At 75.2% G+C, this 22,470-nt stretch carries 20 protein-coding genes and 1 tRNA gene; 8 read left to right on the top strand and 13 right to left on the bottom strand.

Annotation, left to right across the window (positions count from 1 at the left end; all coding sequences use genetic code 11):
• Window positions 1-3: 3 nt before the first annotated feature.
• The 3 genes from F1C15_RS06435 to F1C15_RS06425 form a co-directional block, all read right to left on the bottom strand.
• Window positions 4-1,005: an NADP-dependent oxidoreductase gene (locus F1C15_RS06435; RefSeq protein WP_185233673.1), complete on the bottom strand. Its 1,002-nt coding sequence runs from the start codon at window positions 1,003-1,005 to the stop codon at window positions 4-6.
• Between the two features lie 153 nt (window positions 1,006-1,158).
• The gene (locus tag F1C15_RS06430) at window positions 1,159-2,052 is read right to left on the bottom strand and encodes a neutral zinc metallopeptidase (RefSeq protein ID WP_056057026.1); all 894 of its coding nucleotides are present in this window, start codon (window positions 2,050-2,052) and stop codon (window positions 1,159-1,161) included.
• Between the two features lie 80 nt (window positions 2,053-2,132).
• Entirely contained in the window at window positions 2,133-2,582 is a 450-nt protein-coding gene (locus F1C15_RS06425) for a DUF5997 family protein (RefSeq protein ID WP_056057024.1), read from the bottom strand.
• 210 nt (window positions 2,583-2,792) lie between these two features.
• Here F1C15_RS06425 and F1C15_RS06420 point away from each other — a divergent pair, with 210 nt between their 5' ends.
• From F1C15_RS06420 to F1C15_RS06410, 3 genes are all read left to right on the top strand, one after another.
• Window positions 2,793-3,515 carry a LysR family transcriptional regulator substrate-binding protein gene (locus F1C15_RS06420; RefSeq protein WP_185233671.1) on the top strand — a complete coding sequence of 241 codons (723 nt, stop codon included), beginning with the start codon at window positions 2,793-2,795 and terminating at the stop codon, window positions 3,513-3,515.
• A gap of 281 nt (window positions 3,516-3,796) precedes the next feature.
• Window positions 3,797-4,006, top strand: a complete 210-nt coding sequence (locus tag F1C15_RS06415; protein WP_056057022.1) for a DUF2945 domain-containing protein — start codon at window positions 3,797-3,799, stop codon at window positions 4,004-4,006.
• Between the two features lie 11 nt (window positions 4,007-4,017).
• Window positions 4,018-4,257 (top strand): hypothetical protein, encoded by a 240-nt coding sequence (locus F1C15_RS06410; protein WP_056057020.1) that lies wholly within the window; start codon window positions 4,018-4,020, stop codon window positions 4,255-4,257.
• 27 nt (window positions 4,258-4,284) lie between these two features.
• Here the strand turns inward: F1C15_RS06410 and F1C15_RS06405 are convergent, their stop codons facing one another.
• Entirely contained in the window at window positions 4,285-5,598 is a 1,314-nt protein-coding gene (locus F1C15_RS06405) for an MFS transporter (protein WP_185233669.1), read from the bottom strand.
• Window positions 5,599-5,768: 170 nt separating this feature from the next.
• Here F1C15_RS06405 and F1C15_RS06400 point away from each other — a divergent pair, with 170 nt between their 5' ends.
• Window positions 5,769-6,467 (top strand): TetR/AcrR family transcriptional regulator, encoded by a 699-nt coding sequence (locus tag F1C15_RS06400; protein ID WP_185233667.1) that lies wholly within the window; start codon window positions 5,769-5,771, stop codon window positions 6,465-6,467.
• A gap of 3 nt (window positions 6,468-6,470) precedes the next feature.
• Here F1C15_RS06400 and F1C15_RS06395 read toward each other — a convergent pair whose 3' ends face one another.
• Window positions 6,471-7,313: an ABC transporter permease gene (locus tag F1C15_RS06395; protein WP_056057014.1), complete on the bottom strand. Its 843-nt coding sequence runs from the start codon at window positions 7,311-7,313 to the stop codon at window positions 6,471-6,473.
• Window positions 7,310-8,341 carry an ATP-binding cassette domain-containing protein gene (locus tag F1C15_RS06390; protein WP_056057013.1) on the bottom strand — a complete coding sequence of 344 codons (1,032 nt, stop codon included), beginning with the start codon at window positions 8,339-8,341 and terminating at the stop codon, window positions 7,310-7,312. The genes F1C15_RS06395 and F1C15_RS06390 overlap by 4 nt, the downstream gene beginning before the upstream one ends.
• Window positions 8,342-8,586: 245 nt before the next feature.
• Here F1C15_RS06390 and F1C15_RS06385 point away from each other — a divergent pair, with 245 nt between their 5' ends.
• Complete coding sequence (locus F1C15_RS06385; RefSeq protein ID WP_185233665.1) at window positions 8,587-12,189, top strand: bifunctional proline dehydrogenase/L-glutamate gamma-semialdehyde dehydrogenase; 3,603 nt, start codon at window positions 8,587-8,589, stop codon at window positions 12,187-12,189.
• A 118-nt stretch (window positions 12,190-12,307) separates the two neighbouring features.
• Here the strand turns inward: F1C15_RS06385 and F1C15_RS06380 are convergent, their stop codons facing one another.
• The 4 genes from F1C15_RS06380 to F1C15_RS06365 form a co-directional block, all read right to left on the bottom strand.
• Window positions 12,308-13,291, bottom strand: a complete 984-nt coding sequence (locus F1C15_RS06380; protein WP_185233663.1) for an NAD(P)-dependent oxidoreductase — start codon at window positions 13,289-13,291, stop codon at window positions 12,308-12,310.
• Between the two features lie 139 nt (window positions 13,292-13,430).
• Entirely contained in the window at window positions 13,431-16,205 is a 2,775-nt protein-coding gene (locus F1C15_RS06375) for an alpha/beta fold hydrolase (protein WP_255465518.1), read from the bottom strand.
• Window positions 16,202-17,164, bottom strand: a complete 963-nt coding sequence (locus F1C15_RS06370) for a 3-oxoacyl-ACP synthase III (RefSeq protein WP_156370250.1) — start codon at window positions 17,162-17,164, stop codon at window positions 16,202-16,204. Before F1C15_RS06370 ends, F1C15_RS06375 begins: the two co-directional genes overlap by 4 nt.
• A 617-nt stretch (window positions 17,165-17,781) precedes the next feature.
• Window positions 17,782-18,063, bottom strand: coding sequence for a hypothetical protein (locus F1C15_RS06365; protein WP_185233661.1), 282 nt, complete (start codon window positions 18,061-18,063; stop codon window positions 17,782-17,784).
• Window positions 18,064-18,139: 76 nt separating this feature from the next.
• Between F1C15_RS06365 and F1C15_RS06360 the strand changes: the two genes are divergently transcribed.
• Entirely contained in the window at window positions 18,140-18,385 is a 246-nt protein-coding gene (locus F1C15_RS06360; RefSeq protein WP_185233659.1) for a hypothetical protein, read from the top strand.
• Here the strand turns inward: F1C15_RS06360 and F1C15_RS06355 are convergent.
• Entirely contained in the window at window positions 18,382-19,593 is a 1,212-nt protein-coding gene (locus tag F1C15_RS06355) for an FUSC family protein (protein ID WP_185233657.1), read from the bottom strand. The genes F1C15_RS06360 and F1C15_RS06355 overlap by 4 nt on opposite strands.
• Before the next feature lie 103 nt (window positions 19,594-19,696).
• On the opposite strand from F1C15_RS06355, the gene F1C15_RS06350 reads away from it, so the two are divergent.
• Window positions 19,697-20,245, top strand: coding sequence for a MarR family winged helix-turn-helix transcriptional regulator (locus tag F1C15_RS06350; protein WP_185233655.1), 549 nt, complete (start codon window positions 19,697-19,699; stop codon window positions 20,243-20,245).
• 19 nt (window positions 20,246-20,264) lie between these two features.
• Here F1C15_RS06350 and F1C15_RS06345 read toward each other — a convergent pair whose 3' ends face one another.
• Together F1C15_RS06345 and F1C15_RS06340 are read right to left on the bottom strand one after the other, a co-directional pair.
• Window positions 20,265-21,707, bottom strand: a complete 1,443-nt coding sequence (locus F1C15_RS06345) for a family 16 glycosylhydrolase (protein WP_185233653.1) — start codon at window positions 21,705-21,707, stop codon at window positions 20,265-20,267.
• A 343-nt stretch (window positions 21,708-22,050) separates the two neighbouring features.
• Window positions 22,051-22,124: transfer RNA gene (locus F1C15_RS06340), tRNA-Thr, on the bottom strand.
• Between the two features lie 155 nt (window positions 22,125-22,279).
• Between F1C15_RS06340 and F1C15_RS06335 the strand changes: the two genes are divergently transcribed.
• Complete coding sequence (locus F1C15_RS06335; RefSeq protein WP_056056995.1) at window positions 22,280-22,462, top strand: hypothetical protein; 183 nt, start codon at window positions 22,280-22,282, stop codon at window positions 22,460-22,462.
• Window positions 22,463-22,470: the final 8 nt, after the last annotated feature.

The raw sequence follows: 22,470 nt of genomic DNA, 5'->3' as shown, positions 1-22,470 counted from the left end.
GCGTCAGTCCCGCGCCTCCGCGACGGCCCTGGCCTTGCCCGACAGGTACCAGTGCGACCGCGCGCCGGTCTCGACCGGCTGCATGCCGACGACGACCTTGCCGCGGGAGTGCTTCTCGGCGAGGTCGTCGAACGCCTGCGCCACCGCGTCGAACGGGTAGAAGCCCGAGATGAGCACGCGCACCTTGTTCTCGGCGATCAGCTTGGCGAGGGCGCCGAGGATCATCGCCGGCTCGGCGTCGTCGCGCTCGGCCGTGATGAAGCGCACCTCGACGTCGAGGCGGTCGTCGCTCGAGCTGAACCGGCTGGCCGGCACGCCGAGGGCGGTCGCGAGCTCCGGGTTGTCGCCGCCGTGGTTGTCGATGAACGCCGTGACGGGGCGCTTGACCGCCGCCTCGATGCGCTCCTGGATGCCGTCGCCGTAGGTGATCGGGATCACGCCGATCGACCGCAGGTAGTCGTGGTTGCGGGGGCTGCAGGTGCCGATCACGGTCGCTCCTGCGGCCTTCGCGAGCTGGCACTCGATGTGCCCCACGCCGCCGGCCGCGGCGGTCACGACGACGACGTCCTCCGCGCCGAGGTGCAGCCCGCGGACGATGTCGTAGGCGGTGACCCCGGCGAGGTAGAGGCCGCCGGCGACCTCCCACTCGACGTTCATCGGCTTCTTGACGACCGCCGTGGCGGGCACGGTGACCCAGGTCGCGTGCGCCCCGCCGCCGATCGAGTGGCCTAGCACCTCGGCCCCGATCGCCAGGTCGCGCACCGCGGCGCCGCGCTTCTTGACGATGCCCGCGAAGCAGGAGCCCTGCCGGGCGGGGAACTCGAGGGGGAGGCGGTCGACGAAGTCGCCCTGCCGGATGAAGTTCTCGATGTGGTTGAGCCCCGCCGCCACGACCTCGACGACGACCTCGTCGTCGGCGGGGACGGGGAGCTCCTGGGCGACGAAGTGCAGCTCGTCGATGTCTCCGTACCGGTCGAACTCGACCGCCTTGCCCGAACGTGCCATGTCGTGCCTCCTCGCAGCGTGCCCTGAGTCTCCTCCGACCGGGGGACGACAGGTCGGGAGCTGGCTGGGAGTTCTCACGGAGCGGCCAGTGGTCGTCGGCCGGCCGGCGACGCGCACGGCCTCAGCGTGGTCGCGGGTGCCGGCCCGCGCCTCCTACAGCTGGGCGGCGGGCACGCTGAACGTGTCGCAGGCCCCGGGCCCGCCGGCGCGCCCGGCCTCGAACCAGCGCTGACGCTGCTCGGCCGAGCCGTGCGTCCACGTGTCGGGGTCGACCTGGCCGCTCTGCGCCTGGATGCGGTCGTCGCCGACAGCGGCCGCCGCGTCGAGGGCGTCGGCGACCTGGGCGTCGGTGACCGGCTCGAGGAAGGTCGTGCCCTGGTCGTCCTGGATGGTGGAGGCGGCGCCGACCCACGCGCCGGCGTAGCAGTCGGCCTGCACCTCGAGCCGGATGGTGTCGGAGCCCGGCCCGGTCGCGCTGCGGTCGGCCCGGTCGAAGGCCCCGGTGAGCTGCTGGATGTGGTGGCCCCACTCGTGCCCCACGACGTACATCTGGGCGAGCGGGCCGCCCGTCGCGCCGAACTGCTCGCGCAGCTGCTCGAAGAAGTCGGTGTCGACGTAGAGGGTCTGGTCGGGCGGGCAGTAGAACGGGCCGGTCGCGCTCGAGGCCGAGCCGCAGCCCGTGTCGACGGCGGCCGTGAAGAGGGCGAACTCGGGCGTCACGTACTGCGCGCCGAGCTGCGGGGCCGCGGTGGCCCAGTAGGTGTCGAGGGAGTCGGCGGCGCCGGCCATGCGGCACTGGACGTCCTCGTTGGCCTGCGCACCGGTGGTGCAGTTCGCCACGCCCTGCTCGCCGGACTGCGCACCGCCGTCGGAGCCGGTGCCGCCGCCGAGCACGCCGCTGACGTCGACGCCGGTGAACTGCCCGATCAGCACGACGATGATCACGCCGACGATGCCGACCCCGCCGCCGGCGACGCCGATCGTGCGGCCGCGGCCTCGCCGCGTGACCTTGCTGCTGTCGATGCGGGCGTCGTCGTTGAAGGACATGGCTCAGAAGCTACGCGACGGGGGAGCCCGCCGCCCGCCGGCGGCCGCCCGGGGCGGGGCGGGGGCGGGCCGGGGTCTGCCTACTTGCCGGAGCGCTCGGCCTCGCGGCGCTCCGCCTCGTCGCGCTCGGCGCGGAGGGCGGCGCGGCCGGCGTCGCGGTCCTTGACGCGCTGCTCCTCCTCGCGCACCTCGGCCATGTTGGCGCGCTCGGTGACGAGCCAGGCCGGCATCTGCTCGAGCAGGGCGTGGATCTCGTCGGTGGTCAGCGCCTCCTCGACGCCGCCCCGGGCGAGGCCCGAGATGGTGACGCCGAGCTTCTGCGCGACGACGGGGCGGGGGTGCGGGCCGGTGCGGCGCAGCTCGGCCAGCCACTCGGGCGGGTTCGCCGTGAGCTCGGCGAACTCGTCGCGCGTGATCGGGGTCGACTGGAACGACTCGGGCGTCGCCGGCAGGTGCACCCCGAGCTTCTTCGCGGCCGTGAAGGGCTTCAGGGTCTGCGGGGCCTTGCCGCGGGGGGTCTCGTCGCTCATCCGCCCAGGGTACCGGCCCGGCACCGTGCGGCCGCGAACCACGTCCTCGCACCGGAACCGCGCCGCGGCGGGGTTCCGGTGCGAGGACGTGGTTCGTCACGGGGGCGGCGGCGGCGGCGGAGGAGGCGGCGGGCGAGGGCGGCGGGCGAGGGCGGCGGGCGGCCCGGCGGGCCCGCCGGTGCGCGACGGGGGCACCGGTAGCCTGGGCCGATGACGACCGAGCCGACCCGCGCCTCCTTCTGCCTGGGGTTCGTGCCCGGGGTGACGCTCGCGAAGTGGTCGCGGATGTGGGAGGAGCGGCGCGGCGACCTGCCCCTCGACGTCGTCGAGGTCGACGGCGACGAGCCCCTCGCGGCCCTCGGCGGCGACGAGCCGGTCGTGATGCTGCTCGGCCGCCTGCCGCTGCCCACCGGCGACGACTTCTCGGTGATCCCCCTCTACGAGGAGCGGATCGTCGTCGTCGTGCACAAGGAGCACCCGATCGCGGCGCTCGGCAAGGATGAGGAGGTCGCGCTCGCCGACCTCGACGGTGAGCACCGCCACGACCTCGACCCCGCCCTCTCGCTCGCCGAGGCCGTGGCCGTCGTCGCCACGGGCGCCGGCGTCGCCGTCATGCCGCAGTCGCTCGCCCGCCTGCACGGCGTCAAGGGCACCACGCACCGCTTCGTCGCCGACCTCGACCCCACGACGATCGCGCTGGTCTGGCCCGACGGCCAGCTCGACGACGACATCGACGACTTCATCGGCGTCGTGCGCGGCCGCACCGCCAACAGCAGCAGGTCGAGGAGGCGCGAGGACGAGCCCGCACCGGCGAAGGCCCGCAAGGGGTCGGCTCCCGACCCGCGCGGCACCGGCAAGGGGAAGACGCCGGCCAAGGGCCGCGGCGGGCCCCAGCGCGGCACCGGCCGCAGCCGCCCGCGCCGCAGCCGCTAGCGCCGCGCCGCGCGCCAGCGCACCCCGTTCCGTTCATCGCACCCCGTCCTGCGGGGGTGCGGTGAACGGAACGGGGTTCGTGCGTCGGCAGGGGCGGCAGGCGCCCGCAGGATGGTGGCCGCCGGGCCGCCGCCCGGGGCTCGGGTCGTCGGCACCGGGCGCCCGGCCGTACCCCTCCTCCCGACGAGCCGAGAACCCCGGGGAGGCGCGGCGTAGCGTGCACGGCACCGCACCATCACCGACCCGCGGCTCGACCCCGGGCCGCCAGCCAGGAGGCAACGATGACGTTCAGCAAGGGTGACCATGTGACGTGGAACACGCCGCAGGGCGAGACCCACGGCACCGTCAAGGAGAAGCGCGTGAAGGAGTTCGAGTTCGACGGCCAGACCTTCAAGGCCTCGGGTGACGAGCCGTACTTCATCGTCGAGTCCGACAAGTCCGGGTCGGAGGCGGCCCACAAGGAGTCCGCCCTTACCGCCGCGAAGAAGTAGGAGCGAAGACCATGGCAGACCTCACCGACGTCGTCTGGAACGACGAGGCCCGCGACAAGATCCTCACCGACGCCGACCGCGTGCTGCAGGAGGCCGTCCGCGACGTGGCCGCCGAGACCGGCGAGGGCGACTCGTGGGAGGACGCCTTCGCGGCCCTCAACGAGCGCCTCAAGGGCCGCTTCATCGACTACGAGCCCGGCCCGGACGTGCGCAAGTACGCCGAGGCCATCGTCCGCGGCGACTACCGCTGACCCAGCCACGACGGGGGCGGTCCGACCTCAGGGTCGGGCCGCCCCCGTCGCGTCCGCGGGGCCCGCGTCCGCCGGGTCGGCACGCCCGGCGGGCACGCGCGGCGCGTCGACCCGGCGCACCCGCGGCGTCGCGGCCACGGCGAGGGCGACGACCGTCACGAGCCCCGCGAGCGCGGTGAGCGTCAGCGGCTCGCCGATCACCCGCGACAGCGGCCCGACGGCGAGCTCGCCCGCGGGCATCCCGGCGAGCGAGGCGAGCGTCAGGCAGGCGAAGACGCGCCCCAGGTACGAGCGGGGCACCTGCAGCTGCACGGCCACGTCGAGGGGCACGGTGAAGACCTCGAGGCCCACGCTCGCGACGAACAGCCCGACGCAGAGCCAGAAGAACCAGTGCAGCGGGTCGATCAGGGGCGGGTCGAGCACGTAGGGCAGGTCGACCAGGGTGCCCGCCAGCAGCATCAGCGGTGCGACGAGGGCGACGGCCCCGAGCGCCGCGGTGGCCAGGCGCAGCCGCCCCCGCAGCGACCCCGCCCAGACGGCGCCGACGACGAGCCCGGCCGTCTGCACGGCCCCGGCGAACCCCCAGGCGACGCGCCCGAACGACTGGTCGGCGATCAGCGGGCCGAGCACGTGCACCCCGCCGGCGAACGCGAACTGGTAGACGAACGTCAGCACGACGGTCGCGGTGAGCCAGCGCGAGCGGGAGACGAACGCGACGCCGGCGGCCAGGTCGCGCAGCAGCGAGGCCCCGCCGGAGGCGCGGGACGGCCCCCCGGGGACGCGCACGAACACGACGGCCGCCGCCCCGAACAGCACGGCCCCGACGATCAGTCCGGCGCCCGTGCCGAACACCCCGACGACGGCGCCGCCGAGGGCCGTGCCGACGACGAGGCCGGCGTTCATGCTCGTGCGCGCCAGCACCGTCCCGTCGCGGACGGCCTCGTCGGGGACGACGTCGCGGAGCAGCGCACTCGTCGCGGGGCCGAAGAACGCGGCGGCGGCGCCGTTGACCGCCGCCGCGACGGCGAGGGTGACCAGGGTCTCGCGGTCGGCGAGGAGGAGCACGCCGGCCACGGTGAGCGACGCGGCGGAGAGCACCGACGAGCCGACGGTCACGACGCGACGGGGCAGGCGGTCGGACACCGCGCCTCCCACGAGCACGAGCACGACGTTCGGCACGGAGCGGGCGGCGACGACGAGGCCGACGCCCACCGCGTCGGCGCCGAGGTCGATCGCCGCGAAGACGAGGGCGAGGGGCGCGAGCCCGCTGCCGACCCACGACAGCAGCCGCCCGACCCACAGGGCGCGGAACGCCGGGATGCGCAGCAGCGACCATCTCACCCGGCGCACTCTACGCGCGACGGCCGCGAGCTCCCCCCGGGGCCTGCGGCCCGTCCTCGCCCGGCGCCCGCGCCCACCTCGCCCCCGGCCGCCGCCCGTGCCCGCCGCCCTCGACCTCCCGCGACGTCACACGCCGTCGCCCCGCGGGTACCCGACCTAGGCTGGGCGCGATGAGCGCCGAGACCGACGACCCCGTCGCCCGCACGCCGGGCCGCTACCGCAAGGGCATCGCCAAGCGGGAGGCCATCCTCGACGCCGCCCTGCCGGTGTTCGGCAAGGTGGGGTTCCACGGCGCGTCGCTCCGCGAGGTCGCCCGGCAGTGCGGGGTCTCTCACCAGTCGCTGATGCACTACTTCCCGACCAAGGACGCCCTGCTGATGGCGGTCCTCCGCCGCCGCGACGAGCGGCTGCGCCAGCACTTCGACGACGTCGGCGGCATGCGCCTCGCCGAGCTCGTCGAGCTGGCCGAGTACAACGTCGACGTGCCCGCGGTGATCTCGCTGTTCATCACGGCCTCGGCCGAGGCCACGTCGAGCGACCACCCCGCCCACGACTACTACGCCGACCACTACGACCGCATCGTGTCGTCGACGTCGGCGTACCTCGGCGTCGCCGAGGGCCGGGGCTGGCTGCGCGACGGCTTCACCGCCGAGACCGCGGCCCGCGTCGTGCTCGCCGTGCAGGACGGCCTGCAGCTGCAGTGGCTGTACCGCCGCGACGAGGTGCACGTCGCCGAGACGATGAGGCTCGTCGTGGCGACCGTGCTCACGGTGTCGACCGACGAGCTCGACGCCGCCGTGCGGGCCGAGGTCGCCGACCGCGACGCGGGCGACGCGCCCGGCCGGCCCGCGACTCCTGCCCGGCCCTGAGCCCTACTTCGAGCTGATCCGCTGGAACTTCCGCACCGCGAGCGGCACGAAGACGACGAGCATCACCCCGATGCCGACGAGCACCGTGAGGTAGGGGTGCTGCAGCGTCCAGATGTCGGGCACCGGGGTGCTGCCGACGTTGCCGAACGACTGACGGGCGGCCTGCACGAGCGCCGAGACGGGGTTCCACTCCGCGAAGACGCGGAGCACCGTCGGCAGGGTGTCGCTCGGCACGAACGCGTTCGAGATGAAGGTGAGGGGGAAGAGGATCATGAACGACGCGTTGTTGATCGTCTCCGGCGTCTTGACGCTCATGCCGAGCAGGGCCATCACCCAGCTGAACGAGTAGCTGAAGAGCAGCAGCAGGGCCACCCCGCCGACGAACGACAGGGGCGAGGCGTTCACCCGCCAGCCGACGGCCAGCCCGGTGAGCATCATGATCACCATCGAGATGCTGTTCAGCACGAGGTCGCTGTTCGTGCGCCCGATGAGGACGGCGGAGGCGCTCATCGGCAGGGTGCGGAAGCGGTCGATGATGCCCTCCTTCAAGTCCTGCGCCATGGCGGCGCCGGAGAAGGTCGAGCCGAAGACCACGGTCTGGGCGAAGATGCCCGCCATGAGGAACTGCGTGTAGTCGGTGCCCTCGACGGAGATGGCGCCGCCGTAGACCTGGCTGAACAGCAGGACGAACATGATCGGCTGCAGCACGGCGAAGATCAGCATGTCGGGGGAGCGCTTCACCTTGATCAGGTTGCGCTTCGTCACCGTCCAGCCGTCGGACGCCCAGGTGCCGAGCCCGGCGCTCGACGACGGCACGAGGGTCTGGGTGAGGGCCGTGGCGGTCATCGGCGGGCCTCCTTCTCCCGGGCCGAGCGGCCCTTCCGGCCGGTCGGGGCGCCGGCGTCGTCGGGGGAGTCGTCGTCGGCCACGGCCTTCCGCCCGGTCAGCTGGAGGAAGACGTCGTCGAGGGTGGGGCGGCGCATCCCCGCGTCGTGCAGCTCGATGCCCGCCGCGCCCAGGTCGGCCAACGACCTCTGGAGCGCCGTGGGGCCGTCGGTCACGGCCACCTCGACCTGCCGCCCGTCGCCGCTGACCGTGGGCTCGGCGTCGCCGTGGCGCCGCAGCACCTCGGCGGCCTGGCCGGAGCGGGCCTCGTCGACCAGCGCGACGACGAGCCGGTGCCCGCCGACCTGCGCCTTGAGGTGGTCGGCCGTGCCCTCCGCGATGACGCGGCCCTCGTCGATGACGGCGATGTCGTCGGCGAGGCGGTCGGCCTCCTCCAGGTACTGGGTGGTCAGCAGCACCGTGGTGCCGCCCGCGACGAGCGACGTGATGATCTCCCACAGGGCCAGACGGCTGCGGGGGTCGAGGCCCGTCGTCGGCTCGTCGAGGAAGAGCACGCGGGGGTTGGTCACGAGGGCGCCCGCGAGGTCGATGCGCCGTCGCATGCCTCCGGAGAAGCCCTTCACCGGGCGGTCGCCGGCGGCGCTCAGGTCGAAGACCTCGATCAGCTCGCGGGCCCGCTGCCGCGACACCTTCGCGCCCAGGTGGTAGAGCCGACCGATCATGTCGAGGTTCTCGAAGCCGGTGAGGTTCTCGTCGACGGCCGCGTACTGGCCCGAGACGCCGATCGTGCGACGCGTGGCCTGCGGGTCGGCGACGACGTCGATGCCCGCGATCGTCGCCGTGCCCGCGTCGGGCACCTCGAGGGTGGTGAGCATCTTCACCGTCGTGGTCTTGCCCGCGCCGTTGGGGCCGAGCAGCGCCTTCACCGTGCCCTCGGGCACGACGAGGTCGAGCCCGGTGAGCGCGTGCACCGGCCCGGACTTCGAGCGGTACGTCTTCGTCAGGCCCCGCGCCTCGATCATCGCCATGGTGGCCTCCGCCGGTCGCCGGGCCGCCACCGAACGCCTCGGTGCGGTCCCGTGCTGGGCAGCAAAATATCAGCCCGCGGGGCCGTGCGCCAGTGACGATCCGTCGGCTGTGGACGGCTCGTCGCCGCGCCACGTCACGGCCTCGCGACGAGCTGCGTCCCCGTCGGTGCCCCCGACACCCGCCCCACGTTACGGTCTCGTGACGAACCTTGCCAGGTGGCAAGTTCTGGTCGTACCGTTCTCGCATGACCTCCCTCGACCAGACGGCCGGGCCGTCCTCCGCTCCCTCGACGACGAGCCCCGCGGCCGGCAGCGCCGCCCCCGCCGGGTCGCCGGCCCTGCCCGCCGACCTGGGCGCCGCCTCCGTCGCCCTCGCCCGCCGCTGGGCGCAGGAGGCGTCGCACGCCCCCAGCACCGGCTCGGCCCAGCTTCTCGCGCAGGTGCTCAAGGACGAGTCGGGCCTCGCGTTCACCATCGGCTTCGTCGACCGGGTGGTCCGCCCCGAAGACCTCAGCGTCGCCGCCCGCAACCTCGCCGGCCTCGCGCACCGCGTGCCGGCCTTCCTGCCCTGGTACATGCGCCTCGCCGTGCGCTGCGGCGGCGTGCTCGCCCCGGTGCTGCCCGGCGTCGTCGTGCCGGTCGCCCGCCGCGTGCTGCGCGGCATGGTCGGCCACCTCGTGGCCGACGCCCGGCCGGCGAAGCTCGGCGCCGCCATCTCCGGGATCAAGCGCGAGGGCACCCGCCTCAACCTCAACCTGCTCGGCGAGGCCGTCCTCGGTGACGGCGAGGCCGAGCACCGCCTGGCCGGCACGCGCGCCCTGCTCGCCCGCGACGACGTCGACTACGTCTCGATCAAGGTGTCGTCGATCGTCAGCCAGCTCTCGATGTGGGCGTTCGACGAGACCGTCGGGCGCGTCGTCGAGAAGCTCACCCCGCTCTACGAGCTCGCCGCCCGCTCCGCCCGGCCGAAGTTCATCAACCTCGACATGGAGGAGTACCGCGACCTCGACCTGACCATCGCGGTCTTCACGCGCCTCCTCGACCAGCCGCGCCTGCGCGGGCTCGAGGCCGGCATCGTGCTGCAGACCTACCTGCCCGACGCGCTCGGCGCCCTGCAGCACCTCACCGAGTGGGCCACGGCCCGCGTCGACGCCGGCGGCGCCGCGATCAAGGTGCGCGTCGTCAAGGGCGCCAACCTCGCGATGGAGACCGTCGACGCGACCCTGCACGAGTGGCCGCTCGCGACCTACGGCACGAAGCAGCAGAGCGACACGAACTACAAGCGCGTGCTGGCCTGGGCGCTCACGCCCGAGCGCACGCGCGCGGTGAAGGTCGGTGTCGCCGGCCACAACCTCTTCGACATCGCCTTCGCGCACCTGCTCGCGACGGCGCGCGGCGTGCACGACCGCGTCGAGTTCGAGATGCTGCTCGGCATGGCCGAGGGCCAGGCCGAGCTCGTCAAGGCCGACGTCGGCGGGCTGCTGCTGTACACGCCCGTCGTGCACCCCCGCGAGTTCGACGTCGCGATCAGCTACCTGATCCGCCGGCTGGAGGAGAACGCGTCGAGCGAGAACTTCATGTCGGCCGTCTTCGAGCTCGCCTCGAACGAGGCCCTGTTCGCCCGCGAGGAGGGCCGGTTCCTCGCCTCGCTCGCCGAGGTCGACGGCGTCGTGCCCGCGCCCCACCGGGTCCAGAGCCGCCTCGAGGAGGCGCGGGGCGCCTCCCCGGAGCCGGTCGCCGACGCCTCGGCCCCCTTCGAGAACGAGCCCGACACCGACCCGGCGCTCGCCGCGAACCGGGCGTGGGGCCGGGAGATCCTCGGCAGGGCCCGCACCAGCACGCTCGGCACCGCCGCGATCGAGGCGGCCCGCGTCACGGACGCCGCGAAGGTGGACGAGATCGTCGCGGGCGCCGTCGCCGCCGCGCCCGGCTGGGCCGCGCTCGGCGGGCGCGGCCGCGCCGAGGTGCTGCGCCGCGCGGCCGCCTCGCTGCGCGCCCGTCGGGCCGACCTGATCGAGGTCGCCGCGAGTGAGACCGGCAAGACGATCGCGGAGGGCGACGTCGAGGTCAGCGAGGCCGTCGACTTCGCCACCTGGTACGCCCACCTCGCCGAGCAGCTCGACGAGGTCGACGGCGCCGAGTTCGTGCCCGCGCGCCTCACGGTGGTCACCCCGCCGTGGAACTTCCCCGTCGCGATCCCGGCCGGCTCGGTGCTGTCGGCGCTCGCCGCGGGCAGCAGCGTCGTCATCAAGCCGGCCGGCCAGGCGAAGCGCTGCGGCGCCGTCATGGTCGAGGCCCTCTGGGAGGCCGGCGTGCCCCGCGACGTGCTGCGGCTCGTCGACGTCGAGGAGGGCGAGCTCGGCCGGCACCTCGTCGCGCACCCGTCGGTCGACCGCGTCGTCCTGACCGGGGCCTTCGAGACCGCCGCCCTGTTCCGCTCGTGGCGTGACGACCTCCCGCTGCTCGCGGAGACCAGCGGCAAGAACGCGATCATCGTCACGCCGAGCGCCGACCTCGACCTCGCCGCGGGCGACGTGATCAAGTCGGCCTTCGGCCACGCGGGGCAGAAGTGCTCGGCGGCGAGCCTGGTGATCCTCGTCGGGTCGGTCGGCAGCTCGGAGCGGTTCCGCCGTCAGCTCGTCGACGCGGCCTCGACGATGCGCGTCGGCTACCCGACCGACCCCACGACGCAGATGGGCCCGATCGTGGAGCCCGCCGCGGGCAAGCTGCTCGGCGGCCTCACGACGCTCGGAGCGGGGGAGTCGTGGCTCGTCGAGCCGCGGCAGCTAGACGACGCCGGCCGGCTGTGGACGCCCGGCATCCGCGCCGGCGTCCGCCCGGGCAGCGAGTTCCACCTCACCGAGTACTTCGGGCCCGTGCTCGGCGTGATGACGGCCGAGACCCTCGACGAGGCGATCGAGCTGCAGAACGCGACCGACTACGGCCTCACGGCCGGGCTGCACACCCTCGACGCCGCCGAGCTCGGCACCTGGCTCGACCGGGTCGACGCCGGCAACCTGTACGTCAACCGCGGCATCACCGGGGCGATCGTGCGCCGCCAGCCGTTCGGCGGCTGGAAGAAGTCGTCGGTCGGCGCCGGGGCCAAGGCCGGCGGGCCGAACTACCTCGTGCACCTCGGGTCGTGGACGCCCGGCGAGCTCACCGGCCCCCAGGAGGCGCGGCCCGGCCAGGCCGTCTCCGCCGCCCTCTCGGCCGCGGCGCCCCTGCTCGCCGACCCCGCGCAGCGGGCGGCGGTGGCCGCGGCCGCCGCCTCCGACGAGCAGCACTGGGCCGACGAGTTCGGCGTCGCCCGCGACGTCAGCGCCCTGGGCCTCGAGCGCGACCTGCTGCGCTACCGCGCCCTTCCGGTGACCGTGCGCGTCGCCGAGGGGGCCTCGCCCGCCGACGCCGTGCGGGTGCTGCTCGCCGGGCTCCGTGCCGGGGCTCCGCTCACCGTGTCGACGTCGATCGGCCTGCCCGCCGGGCTCGCCCCGGCCCTCGGCCTCGCGGCCGGCTCGCTCGTCGTCGAGGACGACGCGACCTGGCACGACCGGGTGCGCGCGGGTGCGGTGCAGACCGAGCGCGTGCGGCTGGTGACCGGAGTGCGCGACGCGGGAGGCGCCTCCTCGGTGCCTGCTTCCTCGGTGCCCGTTGCCTCCGTGCCTGCTGCCTCGGCGGCCTCGGAGCTCGCCTCCGCGCTCGGCGGCGACCCCGCCGTCGCGGTGTTCGCGGCCCCGGTGACGCCGTCGGGCCGGCTCGAGCTGCTGCCGTTCCTCCGCGAGCAGGCCGTGTCGATCACGGCGCACCGCTTCGGCAACCCCGACGCCTGGAGCGAGGGAGTCATCTAGCTCACAGCGAGGTGCCCCGATCTGGGCCCTGGGCACAGCTCACGGCCCCGATCGGGGCACCTCGTTCGTCGTCGGCGCGGTCGCACCGCACCGCGTCGCACCGCACCGCACCGCGCGGTCAGACGGCGGGCGACCCCGCGGCGTACCAGGCAGCGAGCCGGCGCAGGCCCTCGTCGAGGTCGACGGCCGGCGCCCAGCGCAGGTCGTGCTGCGTGCGGCGCTGGTCGAACCAGTGCGCGGTCGACAGCTGCTCGGCGAGGAAGCGTGTCATCGGCGGCTCGTCGCTGCCCGGGCGCACGGCCCAGGCGCGCTCGACCAGCGACCCTGCGGCCCGGGCCACCCCGGCCGGGACGCGGAGGCGCGGGGCCGGCACCCCGGCCGCGGTGCAGATGCCGCCCATCAGGTCGGCGACCGTGCGCGGCTCGCCGTTCGTCAGCACGTAGGCGCCGCCCGACACGGCGTCGACGCGCTCGAGCGCGGCGGCGATGCCCGAGGCGGCGTTGTCGACGTAGGTCGAGTCGATCAGCGCAGCGCCGTGGTCGAGCAGCGGCAGACGGCCCGAGCGGGCGCGGTCGACGATGCGCTCGACGAGCTGCGTGTCGCCGGGGCCCCAGACGAGGTGCGGTCGCACGGCGACGACGCGCAGGTCGGGGCCGGCGGCGGCGAGGGCGAGCCGCTCGGCGGCGGCCTTGGTGCGGGCGTAGTGGCCCCGGGCGTGCTCGGGCGAGGCGGGCTCCGCGTCGTCGCCGACGATCGAGGCTCCGCCGTGCGCGACCGACGGCGACGACACGGCCACCAGGCGGGGCACGCGGGAGGCGCGCATCGCCTCCACCAGCGACCTCGTGCCGTGCACGTTGACGGCCTCGAAGTCCGCAGGGGCACCGGCCAGCGAGACCTTCGCGGCCAGGTGGACGACCGCCTCCTGCCCGTCGACCGCGGCGGCGACGGCCGCCGGGTCGGTCATCGAGCCGGCGACGTCGCGGACGCCCGCCACGCCCGAGGCGCGGCGCTGGAACGTGGTGACGTCGTGCCCGGCGTCGGCCACGGCCCGGGCGACGGCGCCGCCGAGCAGCCCGCTCGCGCCGGTGACGAGCACCCTCACTGGGTCGGCCCCGTCACGGCCGGCGTCGGCGGGGCCGGCGTCGGCCGGGCGGGCGTGTGCGACCAGGTCGGGCGTGCGCGCAGGCCCGGTGGTGTCGAACTCGCCCGTTCGTGAGCCGGCCGGCGGCCGACGAGCACCCTCACGGGCGCACCATCCGCCCGCCCGAGAGCACCGAGCCGGCCCAGGAGGCGAGCCGCGCGCGGTCGATCTTGCTGTTGTGGCGGACGTCGGTCGGCAGGTCGGGGACGACCAGCACGGCCGCGACGCGGTGCCCGACGGCGGCGTGCACGGCCTCGCGCACGGCGGCGGCGAGCGGCGCGGCGGCCAGCCCCGGGCGGCGCGAGCGGGCGGCGGTCTCGACGACCACGACGACCTGCTGCGTGCCCGCGGGCCCCACGCCCACGACGGCGGCGCGGGCGACGTCGGCCAGCGCCTCCACCGCCTGCTCCGCGGCGACGGGGGTCAGCGGCCCCGACGCGGTGGTCAGCACGTGCGGCAGACGGCCCTCGACCCAGAGGCGGCCCCGGTCGTCGAGGTGCCCGACGTCGCCGGTGCGGTGCCAGCGCTCGGACGCGCCCGCGGCGGCACCCGGCACGCCGCGCACGCTCGCGCGGTCGGTCAGCCAGAGGCGGTCGTAGCCGCGCTTCAGGTGCGGCGCCGAGACGACGATCTCGCCCGTGACGCCGGGGGCGTCGGAGGCCGTGTCGGAGGCGCGCCCCCGGTCGTCGAGGGGAGCGATCAGCACGCGGGTGGTCGCCGCGGGCACGCCGACGCACACCCCGTTCGCCGCGGGGTCCACCGCGGCCGCACGGACGCCGTCGAGCGTGACGTCGGTCATCAGCAGGCCCTCGGTCATGCCGTACGGCGTGTGCGGCGTCGCCCCGGGCATGAGCTCGCCGGCGGCCGCGAGGAGGCGCTCGGAGACGGGCGCCCCCGCCGACAGGAAGGTCTCGACCCCGGCCAGGGCGGCGCGGTCGCGGGCGTCGAGTGCGTCGGCCGTCGCGACGACGTTCGTGAGGGCGGCGGGGGAGAGGAAGACGACGGTGGCGTCGACCGCGGCCGCCGCCGCGGCGACGGCGCGGGCCGTCAGGGTGCGCGGCGAGGTGACGTCCATGTCGGGGGTCACGCTCGTCGCCCCGAGGGCCGGGCCGAGCAGCGCGAACGGGGCGAAGCCGGCGACGAGGCCCGTGCCGGGGCCGACGCCGTACTGGTCGGCGAGGGCGTCGCGCAGCGCGGTCAGCTGGCCGTGCGTGTAGACGACGCCCTTGGCGGGCCCGGTCGAGCCCGAGGTGAAGAGGATCGCCGCGGGCGCGTCGGCCGCGGGGGCCGGGGGCAGCTCGGCGAGGGCCCGGCCGGCCCGACGACCCAGCGCGGCGATCTCGGGCAGCGACGTCTCGACGCCGAGGGCGGCCGCGACCACCGGCGACAGCCGCTGGGTCGAGACGACCCGGCCGGGCCAGCCGAGCGCGCGCGCCGCGGTGAGGCCGGGCAGCTGGCCGATGACGTGGTCGGGCCACGAGCCGCGGACGGCCCGCGTCAGCCCCTGCACGCCGAGGCCCGCGTCGGCGACGACGACCACCGCGCCGAGGCGCACGCAGGCGTAGAGCACGGCGGTGAGGTCGGCGCCGGGCTGCACCAGCAGCGACACGCGGTCGCCGGGGCGGACGCCGTGCTTCCGCAGCCCGAGGGCGATCTCGGTCACGCGACGGCTGAGCAGCCGCCAGCTCACCCGACGGGGGCCGGAGGCGCGGGCCGCGCCGTGCGGCACCATCTCGATCAGGGCGGTGTCGTCGCTCTCGGCGAGAGTGTCGAGGTGGTGCCAGAGCGGGCGGTCCTGAGCGGCGGGAGGCGCCTCCTGCACGTCGCTCGCCGCGGCGGCAGTGGCGGCCGAGGGCACGGCGGCCGTGACGCGGTCGCCGAGCCAGGTCTCGACGGCGGACGCGTAGTCGACGTCCTCGGCGACGAGGTGCCCGGCGCCCTCGAAGCGGTGCACGTCGGCGTGCGGGAGGCGGTCGACGAGGTCGTCGAGGTAGCGGTCGCCGAAGATCGGGTCGCGCGGGCCCCAGAGCATCAGCGCGGGCACGTCGAGGCGGGTCAGGGCGTCGGCGACGCGGTCGAGCTCGGGCCGGCTCGGGTGGCGCTGGTCGACGGGGATGTCGGCGACGAAGCCGCCGATCCCGCCGCGCCGCTCGGCGCCGCGGTAGGGCGCGCGGTAGCCCGCGGCGACCTCCGGGGGGAGGCGCGGGTGCGCGATCGCCAGCGTCACGTCGAGGAACCCGGTCGTGGCGACGGTCGCCCGCCCCAGCACGCCCCGGGCGAGCGTCAGCCGCAGCGGAGCCGGGATCGGCTCGTCGGCGGGCTGGTGGATCGCGGTGTTGAGCAGCATCAGCCCCGAGAGCAGCTCGGGGTGGTCGACGGCCCAGCCCATCGAGACGACGCCGCCCCAGTCGTGGCCGAGCGTGACGACGGGCCCGGCGAGGCCGAGGTGCTCGGTGAGCGCCGAGAGGTCGGCGACGCGCTGCGGCAGCCCGCGCTCGACGCCGGTGCGCTCGGAGAAGCCCATGTCGAGCTGGTCGACGGCGACCACGCGCCAGGCGGCACCGCCGGCGGCGGCGGTCGCGAGGGTGCGGGCGGCGAGACGACGCCAGAGGTACGACCAGGTCGGGTTGCCGTGCACACAGAGCACGGTGCCGACCGGCTCGACGCCGAGCGCCTCGAGCGAGCCGGCCGTGTCGAGGAGGTGCCAGGTGCGGTCGACCGGCTCCGCGCCTCCGGCGCGGCCCTCGCCCCCGGTGCCTGCGGTGCCCGCGGGCACGGTCACGAGACGGGACCACGCCGGGTCGAGCCCGTCGAGCCCCGCGGGCGGCAGCGTCGCGGGCGACGTCGCCCGGGCGGCGCGGGGGAGGCGACTCACCAGGCGAGTTCCATCATCGCCGTGTTGATGCCCGAGCCCACGCCCATCAGCAGCACACGGTCGCCCTTCGAGAGGGTCTTGGACTCCTCGACGAGGGTGATGGGGATGGAGGCGGGGCCCACGTTGCCGAGGGTCGGGTACGTGAGCGGGACGCGCCCGCGGTCGATGCCCGCGGCCTTCACGAAGGCGCCCGTGTGCACGTCGCTGACCTGGTGCATGATGTAGCGGTCCATGCCCTGCCACTCCCAGTCGCGCTTCGCCTCGCGCCAGGCGCTGACGACGAGCTCCATGCCGCGCTTGAGCAGGGCCTTCGCGTCGGTGAACATGCCGTCGACGCTGCCGACGCAGAGGTCGTAGTTCTCGGTCGCGGCGCGCGTGACGCCGCCGACGATGCGGTGGCCCTCGGGGTGACGGTCGGCGCGGCCGAGCACGGCGGCCGCGGCGCCGGAGCCCAGCGTGAGGCTCGCGAACTCGCTCATGAAGTCGTCGCGCCCGTAGCCCTTGGTGAGCAGGCGCTCGATCGTGTTGACCTGGACGTCGTCGGCGTCCTCGCCGTCGATGATCACGGCGTACTCGATCTGGCCGGCGTCGATCAGCTGCGCGGCGAGGGTCATGCCGTTCACGAAGCCGAGGCAGGCGTTCGCGATGTCGAAGTTGGTGGCCGACGACGGCAGGCCGAGCCCGTGGTGCAGGCGCACGGCGACGGAGGGCTCGAGGTGCGGCCGCGTGACGGAGGTGTTGATCAGGAGGCCCACCTGGTCGGGCCGGATGCCCGCCTCGGCCATGGCGCGCTTGCCCGCGTCGACGGCGGCGTCGTCGAAGCTCTGGTCGGCGCCCCAGTTGCGGCGCTCGTGCACGCCGGCGACGCGCTGCAGCAGGCCGGTGGGCAGCTTCAGGCGCTTGAGCACCGGGCGGAGCTTCTCGTCGATGCTCGCGGAGGTCGTGACCCGGTCGGCCATGGTGCTCGTGACGGCGAGCAGGGCGACGTTGCTGTGGCGGGTCGTGGCGTTGCCGCTCGTGGCGTCTCCGGTCAACGGGGCTCCCTGTCGAGTTGTGCCTGGGCTGGCTGTGTCTGGGCGTGCTGTTCTGGGTCGTGCTGTGTCTGGGTCGTGCTGGGTCGTGCTGGGTCTGTGTCGCGACGGTGCGCGTCTCGCCTGACCGTCGTCCGGGCACGAGCGAGCGAGGGGCTGTCGGGGGCCGGGGCGTCGGGTGCACGGCGAGGGTGCATCCCGCCTACTTTACGGCTGTCGTCGCTGGGCGGTTGCCAGGTTGCCGGGGCACAGACATGCCGATCAGGGCATGGACCGAGCAGGGGAGGCACGGGTCTGCCGACCGCGACGGTGCGTCCCGCGGGCCCCGCCGACGTCTGCGCTGCGGTGCTCAGCCGTCGGGCGGAGCAGAAGTGGTCGCCGAGAAGGCTCCTCCTCTCTGGAGTGGAACAGTCGTCCGCGAGTCGTCCGCGAGTCGTGACGGCGACACGGTGCTCCTCCACTCCGGAGTGGATCAGCGAAGCGGGACCGCCCCGCGGGTGGCCGCGGTCGAGGGCACCGGAGCAGAGCCGAGCCGCCCGGGTCGATCAGGTGCGCGGACCCCGGGGCAGCTTCACGACGCGACGCCGGTCGTCGCGCGACCACCACACGAGGTCGGCGACCGCCCACACCACGGCCCCGGCGACGGCGAGCAGCACGACGACCGTGACGACGGTCACCGATCCACCGCCGACGGCCAGGGCGGCGACGATGCTCGCCGCGACGAGCAGCGCGCAGACGATCGTGACGACGGGGCGCACCAGGCCGCCCTGCTTCGTCAGCAGCCAGTTCGGCACGTCGGGGTCGATCTCGACAGTCTTCCGTCTCACGGGGCCAGGCTACGGGGCCGACCCGGCCCGCGCCTCCGGGGCCCTGCTCCCCGTCGGGTCGACTACGGTCGTCGGCATGAGCGAGCTGCGCCGACCCTGGTTCACCCTGACCAAGACCGGGTCGGTGCTGCCGCCCGCGCTCGAGATCGCGGTCGGGCTGCTCGGCCTGGTGGTGCAGGTGCTGACCCTCGCGAGCGACCGGGAGACACCCGGCACCACCGTGATCGTCATGGTGGTCGCCGTCGCGCTGATCGCCCAGGGCGTCGCCGACCTGGTCTGGTGGGGCCGTGACGGCCGCCGCGAGGCAGTCCGCCAGGGCTAGCTCGTCCGACTCGGCGCCGGGCGGGCAGCCGCAGCAGTCGCCGTCGCCGCGACAGGCGCAGCCGCCGGCGGCAGGGCCGCCCGCCGCAGCCGGTGCGTCGCCAGCAGCAGCAGCACCGCCACGCCGACGCCCACGCCGGTGTCGACGGCCCGCCAGACGACCAGCGGCGCGATGTCGACCGGCCCGGCCAGGGCCCGCATGCCGAGGGCCATCGGCGTGATGAACAGCAGGGTCAGCCCGTAGTTGCGGGCGACGACGAGCTCCGCGGCGAACTGCAGCACGCCGAAGGCGACGATCAGGCCGACCTCCCCGGGGCGGAGCGCGAGCAGCGCGGCCGCGACGCCCACGCCGAGCAGCGTGCCGACGAGCCGGTGGCCGGCCCGCACGAGCTGGGTCGACGTGGCCCGGCCGACCACCGGCACGACCGCCGACACCATCGCCCAGTACGGGTTCTCGAAGCCGAGCGCGACGCTGACGAGGCCCGCCACCAGGCTGCCGACGAGGCAGACCGCGGCGTGCAGGAGCGCCCGACGACGGTCGAGGGCCGGGGCGGGCGCGACCGAACGGGTGCGGGCGGCCCGGTCCCGCCGTCGGCCGGAGGGCAGCAGCAGCACGGCCGCCGACGACGCCAGCGCCACGAGCAGGCTCGCCGGCGCGACCACCGCGGCGACGCCCACGGACGAGGAGGCAGCGGGCAGGAACGCGCACACGCCGAGCCCGAAGACGGGGAAGAGGGGCCCCGGGGGAGCCCACCGCCGCACGTCGGCGATCAGCGACCCGAGGCCCGCGACCGCCGCGATGACGACGACGACGAGCACGACGTCGGCTCCGCTCGTCGAGAGCACGGCGCCGAGCAGCACGCAGGCGACGAGGACGGCCCCGGCCTCGAGCTGCATCCGCAGCCGCGGGCCCACGGGCAGCCCACGGCCGAAGGCCGACGCGAAGGCGCCGAACACGGCGTAGGGCGCCCAGGCGAGGTGGCCCGTTGCCGCGAGCACGACGAGCGGGAGCACGACGCTGACGGCGACCCGCGCGGCCGGCACGTGGGCGCCGTCGTGCGGGCCGAGGCGCACGAAGTCGCGAGGTCGGGGGAGCACGGCCGGCCGGGCGGCGGGGGCGGGCGGGGCAGGGGGAGGAACGGGGGAGGAGGGCGCGACGGGAGCGCCGGGGGCGGGGCTGGCGGCGGGCTCGGGGCGGGACGGTGCCACGGGGGTCCTCTCGACGACGGTGGGCGTTCGTCGTCGAACTGCTTCACTGGTGAACTAGATGGTCGTCGGTAGTTTACCCGTGAACCACCGGTACCCTCGACGCGTGAGCCCCGCCGCCCCCGCCCGCGCCGACCCCGGCCCCGCCGACCCCGGCCGCGTCGAGACCGCCGGACCCGACGCGATCGAGCGCGTCCACGACCGCTGGCGGCGCCTCCGGCCCGACCTCGACGTGTCGCCGCTGCTCGTCGTCGGCCGCGTGACGCGCCTGGGCCGCCTGATCCAGCGGCGCAGCGACGAGCTGCTGCGCGACCTGGGGCTCGGGCGGGCCGACTTCGACGTGCTCGCCGCCCTCGTCCGCCACGACGCGCCCCTGACCCCGACGGCCCTCGCCGACGAGACGCTGCTGTCGGCGCCGGCCGTCACCAAGCGCCTCCGCGTGCTGCTCGACGCCGGGCTCGTGGCCCGGGAGGCCAACCCGGCCGACGGCCGCGGCTGGCTCGTCGTGCCGACGGAGCCGGGGCGCCGACGGCTCGCCGAGGCCCTGGACGTGCAGGTCGCCGCCGAGGCCGCGATGATCGCGGGCCTCGACGGCGACGAGCGGGACGCCCTGCTGCGGGGCCTCCCGGCCCTGCTGCGCGAGCTCGAGGGCTAGCGCCCCGGGCGGGCGCCGGTCAGCGGCGCTCGCAGACCAGGCCGTCGCGGTCGACGTCGAGCCTCGAGTTCGCGGCGTAGACGGTCGCCGAGACGGTCGTCCCGGCCGGCTGGGCGAGGGTCCGCGTGCCGACCTGGTCGCGGGCGCTGGTGTTCTTCGCGACGCCGGCGGGGTGCTCGGAGTTCAGGGCGCCGCAGCTGAAGTACGTCGTCGGGAGCACCAGCAGCGACGCGGAGGTGCGGGAGGCGGTGGTGTAGCCGGCCGCCGACCCCGTCGCCACGACGGTGACGCGACGGTCGACGTCGCCGGCCCTGACGCGGAAGGTGCTGCCGGTCGCGCCGGGCACCGGGGTGCCGTCGACGCGCCACGACCAGGTGACCGCCGTGCCCGGGGTCCAGCCGTCGGCGCTCGCCCGCAGGGTGGAGCCCACCTTGACGTCGCCCCTGACCGTCGGGGTCGTGGTCGTCAGGGTCTTGGGGGCCGGCGCCGGCGCGGGGGTCGGCTTCGGGGCGGGCGTGGGAGTCGGGGCGGGCGCGGGAGTCGGCGTGGGCGTGGGCGTGGGCTTCGGAGCTGGAGCCGGAGCCAGAGCCGGAGTCGGAGCGGGCGCGGTCACCGGCGCGTTGGTCGCGGTCGACGGTGCGTAGGAGTACTGCGACACCCAGTCGATCTGCAGGTGGCCGTCGACCGACGCGGCCGGCTTCGTGCCGTCCGTCGCCGTCTGCAGCACCCAGTGCATCGGCGTGCGGGGGACGTTCGTCGTGGTCGTCGCGACCGTGACGCCGTCGAGCAGGTAGCTGATGCGCCCCGGCGTCCAGTCGATCGTGTAGGTGTGCCAGGCCTGGTACGAGACGCCCGTGTCGTGCACGAGGTCGTTGTTCCACGGGGTGCCGAGCTGGTGGTTGTAGGCGTGGGTGGTGCCCTCGAGCCCGCCCTCGGGGAAGTTGATCTCGCCGTTGGCCCAGACGTTCTCGTCGTCCCAGAGCAGGAAGGCCGTGCCGTAGCCCGGGAGGGCGTCGGCGCGCATGCGCACCGAGTAGCGCCCGTAGGTCTGGCCGCCCCACTGCCCGTTCACGAGCGGGATCGGCGCGGCCGACCGCGGCACCCCGTCCGCGCCCGTGTGCAGGTGCATGTCGAGCAGCCCGCCGCTGACGGAGAGGGTGTCGGCGTCGTAGGCGCCGATCTTCCACGTGTCGGGGAACCCGTCGTACGTCATCCACTGCGACGCGTACGGCCCGGGGAACGAGCCGGCGGCGAGCGGCGTGCTGAAGTCGTCCTTCAGCACCTGCTTCCAGCCGGGCAGGTCGCCGGTGACGAGGGTGGTGGAGGCGGCGGCCGCGTCGAGGGTCGTGGTGGCGGCCGATGCGCTGGCCGTGCTCGCCGCGACGAGGCCGGTGGCGACGACGAGGCCCGCCGTGACGGCGGCGACGACCGGGATGCCCCGGCGGTGGTGACGGGTGTTCATGGCGTGGTGGACCCTTCCGTGGCGTGTGGGAAGGGCAAGCGGGTGCGCGTGGAGCGGGTGGACCGGGTCGCGGGGCTCGGGAGGAGCGGGTCGTGACGACGTGCCGGGGGAGGAGCTCACGCCGGGGAGGTCGGGTCCCTGGCGTGCTCCCAGCGTGCTCCGTGCCGCCGGGGGCCGTCAGCCCCAGCTCGGGTCGCCCTCGCGCGGGGGTGCGCGACGGGGTCTGTCGGCATCGCTGTACCCCGGTCGACGACGGACGGTGCCGCGGAGGAGGAGGAGGAGGAGGAGCGGCGGGGGACGGGAGAGGCCCCGTGCCGCCGGAGGGCGGGCACGGGGCCGGGGGAGCCGCCTGTCGGATTCGAACCGACGACCTTCGCTTTACAAGAGCACTGCGCTACCGGACTGCGCCAAGGCGGCGGGCTCGGCCATCCTACCGACCACGGCGCTCGCCGCGGGCGCTGCGGGGCGCACCGCCGAGGCTCGGCGCAGGATTGGCGCGGGCGACGGCGACGTGGTGAAGTAGACGGGCGGCGTCGGCCGCGCGCCACCGCCCGTGACGACGAGGAGCCACCATGACCAACATCCTGACCGCGATCGGATCGATCGTCCTGCTCTTCGTGAGCTTCGCGCTCTTCGCGTACTCGTTCGGCTCGGGCGAGCCCAACGCGCTCGTCTTCTTCGCCGGCATCGTGCTGATGACGGCGTCGTTCGGCATCCCGATGACCGTCCTGGGCAACAGCCGCCGCACTTGGTAGCGGCCGCC

The sequence above is a fragment of the Frigoribacterium sp. NBH87 genome (genome assembly GCF_014217665.1).
Lineage (GTDB): Bacteria > Actinomycetota > Actinomycetes > Actinomycetales > Microbacteriaceae > Frigoribacterium > Frigoribacterium endophyticum.
The sequence above is the reverse complement of the archived record's forward strand: the minus strand, read 5'-3'. Positions and strand labels throughout refer to the sequence as shown.